Raw genomic sequence first — 11,945 nt, forward strand, 5'->3', positions numbered from 1 at the left:
CGTATGTTCTCCACCCAACGCCAAGCCGAAATCCTGCGCACCGTGCGGGCCCAGCACACCTGCACGATTACCGAACTGGCCGAAGCCTTCGCCGTGTCCGACGAGACCATCCGTCGCGATATCAAGCCGTTGATTGCCGAGGGTGTGTTGCTCAAGGTGCATGGCGGCGTGATGCTGCCGGAGCGGCTCGACGAACCGCCGTTCCAGCGCCGCTTGCAGGAGAATCTCGAAGCGAAGCGGGTGATTGCGGCACGGGTCTGTGATCTGGTGCGCGACGGCGATTCGCTGATTCTCGACGGCGGCACGACCTGCGTGCATATCGCTCAGGCACTGTGTGCGCGCTCGCGGCTGACGGTCGTCACCAATTCCGCGGAGATTGCCCGTACCCTGGCGCCGCGCAATGACAACCGCGTGTTCATCGCGGGCGGCGAACTGCGCGCCGACGACTCGGCTGCCTTCGGCGAAAGCGCGCTGGCGTTTATCCGGCAGTTCCATGTGCGCTATGCGTTGGTCTCGGTGACGGCAATCGACGCGCAAGGCCGTTTCATGGATGCGCAACCCGACGACGTGTCCTACTCGCTGGCTGCGTTTGCCCAGGCCGAGCGGCGGGTGGTGGTGGCGGATCACGCCAAATTCGGCCATAGCGCGCTGGTGCATGCATTTGGCCCGGAAGCGGTGGATCTGCTGATCACGGACGAAGCGCCGTCCCCGGCGCTGGCACAGGTGTTCGCGGCGGCGGACCTCGAGGTGAGTGTTGGGGCGCCCACCGGCGTGCCCTTGGCGGCGATATCCGACACATGCGTAAAATAGTTGGTTACGCATGGATGGGTCACCCGGATGTCGTCAGTTTTCTACGATCGCGAACACGTCAAGAAGTGGTTGGGAGCCAGGACCGTCGAGAAGGCGCGCGACTACGTCGATGCGGTTTCGAACCTGCATTGGGAAAACAACACCCTGAGCGGTGAAGTCCAGGGCACGCAACGCCACCCGTACGTCGTGGACGTGCAGTTTCATGACATCGGCGACGACCTGTGGGTCGAGGGCGATTGCTCGTGTCCGGTCGGTTTTCAGTGCAAGCACATGGCGGCGCTGCTGATCGCGGGACTTGAAGCATCCGCCGCGGCGGAGCCTGGCGTGCGGCCCGAACTGGTCAGATGGATGGAGACGTTCCGCGCCCGTGCCGAGCACGGCGAGCCCGGCCGCAGCGGCCCGGGCACGGCGGCGGCCCATGCACTGGCCTATCGCCTCGGCTGGTCGCGCTATCAGCAGCGCCACGAAATCCAGCTTTTTAAGGCACGGGTGAACGCGAATGGCGAGATCCGCTCGATCGACGAGCCGTGGAGCAATGTCGAAGCGGCCTTGATCAAGGCCCCCAAATTCGTTTCGGACGACGATCTGGTGATTCTGCGCAGCTTGTGGCTCGGCCATTCGCGCCAGAACCACGGGCATTTCATTCTGCGCGGCGCAAGCGGCGGCGACGTGCTGCACAAGCTGATCGCGACGGGCCGCCTGTTTCCGGCCCTGCAGGCAGAGGGCGAGGGCGACTCGCGGCAGACGCTGCGGCCGCTCTCGATGGGCGCGGCGCGCGCCGGGCGTATCGAGTGGGAAGCGCAGGCCGACGACCGTCTGCGGCCGGTGCTGCGCACCGAGCCGGCGGCCGCCATGGTGCTCGCCACCGAGCCGGTCTGGTATGTCGATGCCGAGGCGGGCGAAGCGGGGATCGTCGAGCTGTCCCTGCCGTTTCCGCAACTGCCCGATTACCTGTCGATGCCGCCCATCTCGCTCGCCGAGGCGCCGCTGGTGGCCGCGGTGCTGCGCGAGGTGGCGCCCGGCTTGCCATTGCCTCCGGCGCTCGACACCGCCAAAGTCCGCGTGATCGACGTCGAGCCGGTGCCGGTGCTGGCGCTTAACAGTCTGACCATGGCAGCGCTCGGTCTGGGCAAACCCACGCAGCGCAATCAGGTGCTGGACTTCGCGACAGTCAGCTTCGACTATGAAGGCGTCAGCATCAGGCCCGAGAGCAGTGCCACGGTGGTGCCCGTGCCCGGCGGCAGCGTGCTGCATATCCGGCGCCGTTACGATACCGAGAAGCAGCGCCTGCTGGAGCTGCGTAAAGTGGGCCTCAAGGTGGTGCCGGCGAGCGGCGGATATTCGCGGCAAACCCTCCCCGAGACGCTGCTGGCGTTGCCCGAGACCGAAGACTGGCCGGCGTTCGTCGACGCTACCTTGCCTGCGCTCGCGGGCCAGGGCTGGCGCGTGACAATAGCGCCGGCCTTCCGCCATCACGTGATCGAGATCGACGCGATTGAAGGCACCGCACGCCAGGCCGGCGACGGCTGGTTCGACCTCGAGATGGGTATCACCCTTGGCGATCGCACGGTGCGCCTGGAGCCGCTGCTGGCCGGCCTGTTCCGGCGCGACCGCCGCTGGCTGGGCGGCGCGCTGGAAACGATCGACGACGAAGAAGCCATCGAACTCACGACCGATCGTGCCGAGCGCTTGCGTTTGCGGGCCGGACGGCTCAAACCGGTGGTGCGGGTGCTGGTCGACCTGTTTGATGGAATCGGCACTTGGAAGGGCGACGATAACCTGAGGATTCCCGAGCTTGACGCAGGGCGGCTCGCTGCATTGACCGATACGGGCCGCTGGCAGTTTCAGGGTGACGCGTCGATCCGCCAGTTGGCCGAGCGTCTGCAGGACGGCGCCGGGGTGCGCGAAGCGCCGGTGCCACGCGGTTTGCAGGCCGAGCTGCGCGCGTACCAGCACCAGGGCCTGAGCTGGATGCAGTTCCTGCGCGAGCACAACCTGGCTGGCGTATTGGCCGACGACATGGGGCTGGGCAAGACGGTCCAGACGCTGGCGCACGTACTGGCGGAAAAGGAAGCCGGGCGCCTCGACCGCCCGGCGCTGATCGTCGTGCCGACCACCCTCGTGCACAACTGGCGCGAAGAAGCACGGCGGTTTGCGCCCGATCTCAAGGTGCTGGAGCTGAATGGGCCGCAGCGCAAGGAGCGCTTCGAACTGATCGGCGAGCACGAACTGGTTCTCACGACCTATGCGTTGCTGTGGCGCGATCACGCGGTGCTGGCCGAGCACGAGTACCACTTGCTGATTCTGGATGAAGCGCAGTACGTGAAGAACGCTACGACCAAATCGGCGGCGGCGGTTCGCGATCTGCGGGCGCGGCATCGTTTGTGTCTGACGGGGACACCGCTGGAAAACCACCTCGGCGAATTGTGGTCGCAGTTCGATTTTCTGCTGCCGGGTTTTCTCGGCGCGCAGAAGGACTTCACCAGGCGCTGGCGCAATCCGATCGAGCGTAACGGCGACGGTGTGCGGCGTGAACTGCTGGCGCGCCGGATCCGGCCGTTCATGCTTCGGCGCCGCAAGGACGAGGTGGCGAAGGAGCTGCCTGAAAAAACCACCATCGTGCGCACCGTGGATCTGGAGGGCGCGCAACGCGATCTGTATGAAATCGTCCGGACTGCGATGCAGTCGAAGGTGCGGGCGGCCGTCACGGCGCAGGGGCTGGCCCGCAGCCATATCATCGTGCTGGATGCGCTGCTGAAACTGCGCCAGGTATGTTGCGACCCGCGTCTCGTGAAGCTGGAGAAGGCCGCGCGCGTCAAGGAGTCGGCCAAGCTCGAACTGCTGCTGGCGATGCTGCCGGCGCTGATCGAGGAAGGCCGGCGCGTGCTGCTGTTTTCGCAGTTCACGGGCATGCTGGAACTGATTGCGGCGGCGCTCGACAAGGCCGCGATTCCGTACCTCACGCTGACCGGCGACACCACCGACCGCGCCACGCCCGTGCGGCGCTTTCAGAACGGCGAGGTGCCGCTGTTTCTGATCAGCCTGAAGGCGGGCGGTGTCGGGCTGAACCTCACGGCTGCCGATACGGTGATTCACTATGACCCGTGGTGGAATCCTGCGGCTGAAAACCAGGCGACCGACCGCGCGCATCGTATCGGCCAGGACAAACCGGTGTTTGTCTACAAGCTGATTGCGGCCGGCAGTATCGAGGAGAAGATTGTGAGGCTGCAGGAGAAGAAGGCCGAGCTTGCCGATAGCATTCTTTCCGAGGACGCGGCAGGCACGGTGAAGTTCTCCGATGACGATCTCGATGCGCTGTTTGCACCGATGCCGGAGATCGCGCGGGCGGGGTGAGGGGGGCGACTGTGCGCGTGCACCGTTTAGCCCGGACATCGACTACGACCAGAAGACTAACTCAATGAGCACCTATGTCGCCCTGTTACGCGCCGTGAACGTCGGCGGAACCGGCAAGCTCCTGATGTCCGAGCTTCGGGACATGTGCGAGTCCATCGGCTTTACCAGCGTTCGCACCTATATCGCCAGTGGCAACGTGGTCTTTTCGAGCAGGCTTTCTGAATCCTCGGTCAAGACCCAGTTGGAGCGCCGCCTCGAGGCATACGCCGGCAAACCCGTGGGGGCGTTGATCCGAACGGGTGCGGAACTGTCGGCGGTCCTTGATGGCAATCCTTTCAGGTCTGCCGCACCGAACCGCACGATGGCCATCTTTCTCGATGCGCCGCCGCCGCCGGACACGCTGGCCGCGATCAGCGGCCGGCAGGCTGAAGAAATCGCGCTGGGAACGCGCGAAATCTACGTGCATTACGCTAACGGAATGGCTCACTCCAGGCTGAAAATCCCGGCCGCGAAGAACGGAACCGCACGCAATATGAATACCGTGGCAACCCTGGCTGAATGGGCTGCGGCGTAGTCTGAATCATATCGGTGTGCGAACCAATCGCGGCTATCGTAACGGCGATCTTCCGGTGGGTATCCAGATCGTCGAAGTCGCTTCATAAAACTGCTGTGGGCCGCCTTTGGGCGGCCAGATTCCCATCGCGAAAGACTCGGCCCGAATTGCAACACGCTCATCGAGGCTGTCGAACGGCCAGATATGCGTGATCCGCGGCGCCCCATCGAGGGCATACATGTTCACCAGCAACGGCGACAGCTTCGAGCGCTCGGGCATGGCCGCTTCCCATGCCTCGATTGTCGGCGTCAGGCCGCCGGGACGGAGCCAGTAAGTCCGAAACTCGTAATATCTGCCAAGCCGTCCGGGCCGAACAGGCGGAAGAAAAGGAAAGCCCGCGTAGCTCTCCATCTCGATCGACTCGACAACCCCGGCCGCGCCAAACGGATTCACATGATGCAGCGCTCGCGTCCTCTCCTGCGTGAGTTCCTGCGCGTCGGCAAACCCGCGCAGAATCCGCAGCGTGCCCAGGCGCCCGTGTTCCGCGGTCCAGGCGCCGAGCCATTCGCCTCGCGTGTCGGGATGCTGCAAATAGGCTTCGGCATTTTCGATAACCCGATCTATCTCCAGAAGATGAGACGAAAGGGTGGTCAGTTCATAGAGCATCGGAAGTCTCATGAAGTATGCAGGAAAGCGCGCGCGCAGCGTGCGCGCCGTCGCGTAAATGAATGGCCAGATTAAGTGCATACGAACTGCTTGAGAATTCCCAATTTCCGCACAGGCGCTGTCGAGTAATCGACTGATGCCCTGTGGTGGCGCCACCTCGCGCATCGATTTTTCGAACCCAGTGAGCAGATAGCCTGAGCACTCCACTTGGATACCAGTATCGAACCGGGAAAAATCAATTCCGGCGCGCTTCGCGTGCTTCGAGCGCGGCTATGCGTGCCGGCGCACACAACCGGAAACCGATCTAACAATCTTTAAACGATTTAAATTGAGACAGTTCTTATACTGTCTCGCAGAATGAAATCATTGTTGACACTCAGGCACTCCGCGTTGCCAGTTTTCATGCGAACCGCATAGCGTTGAATGGCGTGAAGTGAGAGGTTCTGCCGCGGCGAGCGAGGGATTGGATGCTTTTTACACTGCACACGACGCGCATTCCGTTCAAGCGGAACGAGCAGAAGCGCAAACTTGGGCAACGTATCGAACTTGATCTGTCGAACGACCGCCACGCGCGTGCAGCCGCCGAGGCCTACGCCGATTCGTGCTCGATCGAGATGCCGTGGCTTGCCGAGTTGCTGCGCCATTCGGCAACGCAGGGTTCGGACGATCTGAGTCTGTGCGCCGCCACCGTGCGGCGCGTATTCGGGCTGGCTCAGGATTGGGCGGCATCGCAACCGGACTACGCACGAAACGCCTGGGAGCATGTGCGGATTCATCTGGAAGCGGCGTTAAACCGCCGTCTGAAGCAAGAAGAAGACGACGGGAGTGAGGATGGTGAGCACGAGGCGGAAAGTTTCGCGTCCATCAGGATGGAATAGACGGGGCCAGTTACATAGCGCGAGCGAGACCTGCTGGACACCTGCATGACCCAAGTAAAGAGGTCGACAAGAATCTGAGAGACAGGCTCAAGAGCTTGAGCCGATGCCGGATGGCAGGAGGATGGCATTCGGAAGGGGATGGCAGTTTTCGATTATTATGAAATTGCCCAAGCACGTACTACGTGTCAGGGAAAATTGCGCGCCATTTTTGAGATATATCGGATACCTGTTTTAAACCGGTGCCCGTGTGGCGCGGCGAATAATCGATAAATAGAGTTGTCGATGCAGGGCCTCGTGGTCACGGACGTGCGTGCGTATTACTGCGCGCAGGTCCAGGACCACGAGGCGGGTGCGGCCCATCACGAGGGGCGGTGCGTCTGCAGTCGGGAGCCGGCCATCCAGATACGAATAACGGTGTTGCATTGCGGGGTGTTATGAGAATTGCAGTCCTGGATGACGATCCGGCTCAGGCCGATCTGGTATGTCAAACGCTTGCGGCCGCCGGCCATATCTGCCACGCCTACGCCGAGGGCCGCGCACTGGTGCGGCAACTGCGGCGCCAGACTTTCGATCTGCTGGTGCTCGACTGGAACGTGCCCGACATGTCGGGCGAAGAGGTTTTGCGCTGGGTACGCGAGAGCCTGTCCGAGCGTCTGCCCGTGCTGTTCATGACGAGCCGCAGCCGCGAGACCGACATCACGTCGATTCTCAACACGGGCGCTGACGACTACGTGGTCAAGCCGGTGTCGGCCGGCGTCCTGCTGGCGCGCGTGGGCTCGCTGCTGCGGCGCGCCTACAGGCTCAATGCCACCGCCTTCAAGGAAGTGTTCGGCGAGTACGAGTTCGATCTGAGCTCCAAGCACGTGGTGGTGCGCGGCACGGCCGTCGCCGTCACGCAAAAGGAATTCGACCTCGCCTTGCTGCTGTTCCAGCACCTGAGCCGGCCGTTGTCGCGCGCACACATTCTCGACGTGATCTGGAAACAGGCGACCGAAATCCCGTCGCGCACCATGGACACGCACGTTTCGATGCTACGCAGTAAACTCGGGCTGAGACCGGAAAACGGCTATCGCCTGACGCCGATTTACGGCTATGGATACCGGCTCGAGCGCATTGAAAAGGGGGATGCGTGACGGTTTCCGTTTACACACCGCCGGCATGTCTGCCGGCGGCCGGCGCGCGTCGTGCGCTGGCGCTCCTGGTGCCGTGCCTCGTCGCGGCGCTCGGGCTGGCGCCCGCGCTCGCCCAGGCACAGAAGAACAGGAACGCGCCCATTGTCACGGTACCCTATACGACCAACGCCGGCGACACGCTCTACGAAATCGCCGCGCGCTATCTGCGCGATCCGCGCGACTGGGCCGAGCTCAGTCGTCTGAACGGAATTCCCGCGCCGCGTCATCTGCAGGCCGGCATCCAGTTGCGACTACCGGCCGCGCTGCTGCGCCAGCAGCAGGAATCCGCCCGGGTGGTGGCCACCAGCGGTCCGGCCGAGCGTGCGTTCGGCGCCGGTCCCTACACGCCGCTCGCGGCCGGCATGACGCTCGGCGAGGGCGATCGCCTGCGCACCGGCCATGAAGGTTTCGTGACACTGGAACTGGTGGACGGTTCGCACGTGACGGTGTCGCAGGACGCCATGGTCGAGGTCGGCAAGCTGCGTCAGACCGTCCTGACCGGCGCCTCTGACCGCGTGCTCAACCTGCAGCACGGCCAGGTGGAGAGCGAAGTCACGCATGCCACGCAAAAAGACGATCGCTTCCAGATCCGCTCGCCGTCCGTGGTGGCGGGCGTGCGCGGCACGCATTTCCGGGTCAGCTACGACACGGACGAACGGCAAACCTCGGTTGAAGTGCTGGACGGTGCGGTCGGCGTGGACCCCGCCAGCGTCCGGCCGCCGGCGCCAGGCGTGCCGCTGCAGGCCTCCGTGCAGCTCGTCTCGGCGCACTTCGGCAATGTCTCGGGCGCGAGCGGCGCGATCGGCGCCCCCATCGCGCTGCTGGCCGCCCCCTCGTTGACCGATCCGGGCAAGATCCAGGACGGCAAGACGGTCGCCTTCGACCTCGTGCCGGACAGCCAGGCGGCCGGCTACCGGGTGCAGATCGCCCGCGACGCGGACCTACTCGACCTGATCCGCGACATGCCGGTGAAGGCACCCCATGCCGACTTCGGCGATCTGCCGGACGGCACCTACTTCGTGCGCATCTCCTCGGTGGATCGCAACGGCCTCGAGGGCTTGCCGCAGATCTACGCGTTCGAGCGGCGCCAGTTGGGTCTGGCCGCGTCGGCCGGGCCGCGCGCCGGCACCCGCGACTATACGTTCCGCTGGTTCGCAAGCCGTCCGGGCGTCGAGACGCGTTTTCGCTTCGTGCTGGGCGCGTCGCCCGACCTGCGCAACCCGCTTGTGGACCGGCCCGATCTGCCGGCCGGCGAGATCGTGGTGACGGATCTGCCGCGCGGCGTTTATTATTGGACCGTAATTGCCGAGCAGTTCGAAAACGGCCGGTTCTACGAGAAGGGCAGCTCGATCCGGTCGTTCACGCTTGCCCGCTAGGACTCCAACCATCCTCGCATGAGCCTCGATCCGCGTGCACGACTAGGGCGGCCGGCTGGCCGACGCTTCCTGTTCGAATGGGGCGCGATCGGCTGCCTGGGTATTGCGGTGATCCTCGCAAGCGCGCTCGGGCGCTGGACCGCGGGCATCGATCATCTGGTCTACGACCGCTTCCTGGCATTGCACAAGCAGCCTACGCTAGCCGATATCGTGGTGGTCGAGATTGACAACGCGAGCGTGGCGCGGCTCGGTCACTGGCCGTGGCCGCGTAGGGTCCACGCGAGCCTGCTCGCGCAACTGGCCAAAGCCCAACCGGCGGCGGTGATCTACGATGTCCTGTTCACCGAAGCCGCCGCCGACGATGCGCAGCTCGCGCACGCCATTTCCCTCAGTCCCACCTACCTGCCGGTGCTGCTCAGCCCGGAGGATAGCGAGGGCCAGCGGGTCGTGGTGAAGCCGGTGCCGCCACTCGCCGAGGCGGCGGCCGGACTCGGCCATATCAACCTGGAAGTGGACAGCGACGGCATCGTGCGCAGCGTCGCGCTGTTCGAAGGCGACGCGCATTCGCGCTGGCCGCAGTTGATGGTGCCGGTCTGGCGCGCTCTCAAAAGCGGTGCGATCCATCTCGCGCAACCGCTCGAACGCGCCGCGGGCTTGCGCGACCGCACGCTCGAGCGGGTCGACGAAGCGCGTTTTCTGATTCCTTTCAGCCTGAATGCCGCGAACTACGCGCATGTTTCGTTTGCCAGCGTCGTTGCCGGCGAGGTGCCGCCGGAGCAGTTGCGCGGCCGCCTGGTGCTGATCGGCGTGACGGCCTCGGGACTGTACGACCGCTTTGCGACGCCGGTCTCGGGCGAGCTCGGGCCGCTACCCGGCGTCTATATTCATGCCAATGTGCTCGACACATTGATGACCGGCCGGGCGATCGACCCGGTCACGGCCTTGCCGGTGGTGCTCGTCGCGCTGCTGCCGCTGGCCGCGTTGCTGGCGGGTTTTCTGGTGCTGTCGCCGCGGCGCTCGTTGTTGCTGACGCTGGGCCTGAGCCTCGTCATCATCGGCGGCAGTGCCGCCTTGCTGTACGGCGCGCGTCTGTGGATGTCGCCGGTGCCCGCGGTGCTTGCGCTGGTCGTGGTGTACCCGATCTGGAACTGGCGGCGCCTTGAAATGACCATGACCTATCTGCGCAAGGAACTGCAGCGCCTTGCCGACGAACCGCATCTGTTGCCGGAGACGCCGCCGCGCCGCCGCGAGTTCGGCGGCGACGTGCTGGAGCAGCACATGGCGCTGATGGCGCAGGCCGCCCAGCGGGTGCAGGACATGAAGCGCTTTGTGTGGGACAGCCTCGACAGCGTGCCCGAGCCGATTCTGGTGAGCGACGTGCGTGGCGTTGTGCTGATCGCCAATCATGCGGCCACGGCGCACTTTGCGCGCCTCGGTTCGCTCAGGCCACAAGGCCGTCTGATGCGCGAGGTGCTTGGCGATCTGGCGTTCGTGAAGACCATCGACGATGGAACCGAGGGCGGTGACGCCGAAAGCGATGCGCTGGCGCGTACGCATTGGCCGGCGATCCTCGACCCGGCGCAGCGCGAATTCGCAGACCTGATGGCGCACGGCATCGAAGTGCGCGATCTGGCCGAGCGCGACCACCTGCTGCGCTACGCCACCTGTACCAACGAAGAGGGCGAAGTAACCGGCTGGATCGCGGGTCTGGTCGACGTCTCGGCGCTGCATGCGGCAGAGCGCCAGCGTGAGGACGCATTGCGGCTCCTGTCGCACGACATGCGCTCGCCGCAGGCCTCGATTCTGGCGTTAGTCGAGATCGAACGCGCACGCATCGAATCGGACCACGTGCACGAACTGCTCGAGCGCATTGCCCGTTACTCGCGCCGCGCGCTGACGCTGGCCGACGATTTCGTGCAACTGGCGCGCGCCGAGTCGCAGGCTTACGTGCTCGAACCGGTCAGCCTGAGCGAGCTGACCATCGACGCCAGCGACGAAGTCTGGCCCCAGGCTCACGCCAAGCAGATCCAGATGGAAACCGGCAGTGAGAGCGATGACGACGGTTACTGGATCTGCGCCGATCGCTCGTTGATGACACGCGCGCTCGTCAATATCATGAACAATGCAGTCAAGTACAGCCCACCCGGCTCGCGCATCACCTGCACGATCGGGCCGGCCGACGGCCTGCCGCGGCGTGTGCAGTGCACGATCCGCGACCAGGGCTACGGCATTCCGCTTGAACAGCAGAGCAAACTGTTTCAGCGGTTCCGGCGCTTTCACGAGACCGAACAGCCGGAGACCGGCGGCGCAGGGCTCGGGATGGCGTTTGTCAAAACGGTCGTGACGCGCCATGGGGGCGATGTGCGCGTCGACAGCGCGCCGGGTAAGGGCACCGCGTTTACCGTGCTGCTGCCGGCGCTCGACGACACGAAGCTCGCCACCCAGCTTGAGCACGCCTGATGGGCGCGCCGTATTTTCCTGAAGCGAGAAGAACATGAAAATTACGCTGATCTGTGCTGCGCTCGTCGCAGCAAGCCTTACCGCCGGCCTGACAGGGTGTGCCGGCGTCAGCACCGAGGTGCGCGCGTCGCCCCCGGCAACGCCGCTTGCCGGCGAGCACAGCTATGCGCTGGCGCGATCGCCGCTGCAGGACGCCAGCCAGGATCATATGCAGTACGAAACGCTGATTCGTAGCGAACTCGTGCAATACGGCTTTGTCGATGTGCAGCAGCAGAGCGCTCACTATCTGCTCTCGATTGCGTACGACACGCGCCTTGCCGGCGTGGGCGTTGGCACGGCGGATTGTGCGCAGGCGGGGTGCGATAGCCCGGGCACAGCGTCCTTCTCGCTGTTCGGCGGCAAGACGTACAGGCATTCGCTGACGCTGCGTTTCTTCGAGCAGACCAATGGGCACGAAGTCTACAAGGTGAGCGCGAGCAGCCAGGATCACGATGCCGATCCGCTGCACGCGATTCCCTATCTGGTGAAGAGCGCGCTGGCGCAATTCCCCTTCGCCGATCATCCTGACTGGCGTGTGAAACTGCGCGCCGACGATGCCGGCGGCTCACCCCGGATCACTTCAGTCAAACCGGTGCAGCCCTGAGCGCCGGGGCAATGCGCCGATTTTCCATCCGGC

Annotated in this window: 9 protein-coding genes; 8 read left to right on the plus strand and 1 reads right to left on the minus strand. The window is 64.5% G+C overall.

The annotated features are described in order from the left end of the window. Nucleotides 1-3 precede the first annotated feature (3 nt). The 3 genes from FFS45_RS08330 (at nucleotide 4) to FFS45_RS08340 (ending at nucleotide 4,738) form a co-directional block, all read left to right on the plus strand. A complete protein-coding gene (locus FFS45_RS08330; protein WP_137954344.1) occupies nucleotides 4-810 on the plus strand; it encodes a DeoR/GlpR family DNA-binding transcription regulator in 807 nt (268 codons plus the stop codon). Nucleotides 811-837: 27 nt separating this feature from the next. After that, entirely contained in the window at nucleotides 838-4,164 is a 3,327-nt protein-coding gene (locus tag FFS45_RS08335; RefSeq protein WP_137954157.1) for a DEAD/DEAH box helicase, read from the plus strand. Nucleotides 4,165-4,228: 64 nt separating this feature from the next. Then, nucleotides 4,229-4,738 carry a DUF1697 domain-containing protein gene (locus tag FFS45_RS08340; RefSeq protein WP_137954158.1) on the plus strand — a complete coding sequence of 170 codons (510 nt, stop codon included), beginning with the start codon at nucleotides 4,229-4,231 and terminating at the stop codon, nucleotides 4,736-4,738. A 33-nt stretch (nucleotides 4,739-4,771) separates the two neighbouring features. Here FFS45_RS08340 and FFS45_RS08345 read toward each other — a convergent pair whose 3' ends face one another. Then, nucleotides 4,772-5,548, minus strand: coding sequence for an NIPSNAP family protein (locus tag FFS45_RS08345; protein WP_249362724.1), 777 nt, complete (start codon nucleotides 5,546-5,548; stop codon nucleotides 4,772-4,774). 302 nt (nucleotides 5,549-5,850) lie between these two features. On the opposite strand from FFS45_RS08345, the gene FFS45_RS08350 reads away from it, so the two are divergent. From FFS45_RS08350 to FFS45_RS08370, 5 genes are all read left to right on the plus strand, one after another. Next, complete coding sequence (locus FFS45_RS08350; protein WP_137954159.1) at nucleotides 5,851-6,261, plus strand: hypothetical protein; 411 nt, start codon at nucleotides 5,851-5,853, stop codon at nucleotides 6,259-6,261. Between the two features lie 434 nt (nucleotides 6,262-6,695). Beyond that, nucleotides 6,696-7,394 (plus strand): response regulator transcription factor, encoded by a 699-nt coding sequence (locus FFS45_RS08355; RefSeq protein ID WP_137954160.1) that lies wholly within the window; start codon nucleotides 6,696-6,698, stop codon nucleotides 7,392-7,394. Then, nucleotides 7,391-8,809 (plus strand): FecR domain-containing protein, encoded by a 1,419-nt coding sequence (locus FFS45_RS08360; protein WP_137954161.1) that lies wholly within the window; start codon nucleotides 7,391-7,393, stop codon nucleotides 8,807-8,809. Before FFS45_RS08355 ends, FFS45_RS08360 begins: the two co-directional genes overlap by 4 nt. 18 nt (nucleotides 8,810-8,827) lie before the next feature. Beyond that, entirely contained in the window at nucleotides 8,828-11,269 is a 2,442-nt protein-coding gene (locus tag FFS45_RS08365) for a CHASE2 domain-containing protein (protein WP_137954162.1), read from the plus strand. 34 nt (nucleotides 11,270-11,303) lie between these two features. Continuing rightward, nucleotides 11,304-11,912 carry a DUF4136 domain-containing protein gene (locus tag FFS45_RS08370; protein WP_137954163.1) on the plus strand — a complete coding sequence of 203 codons (609 nt, stop codon included), beginning with the start codon at nucleotides 11,304-11,306 and terminating at the stop codon, nucleotides 11,910-11,912. The last annotated feature ends 33 nt before the right edge of the window (nucleotides 11,913-11,945 follow it).

Source organism: Burkholderia sp. 4M9327F10 (assembly GCF_005503145.1).
GTDB lineage: Bacteria > Pseudomonadota > Gammaproteobacteria > Burkholderiales > Burkholderiaceae > Paraburkholderia.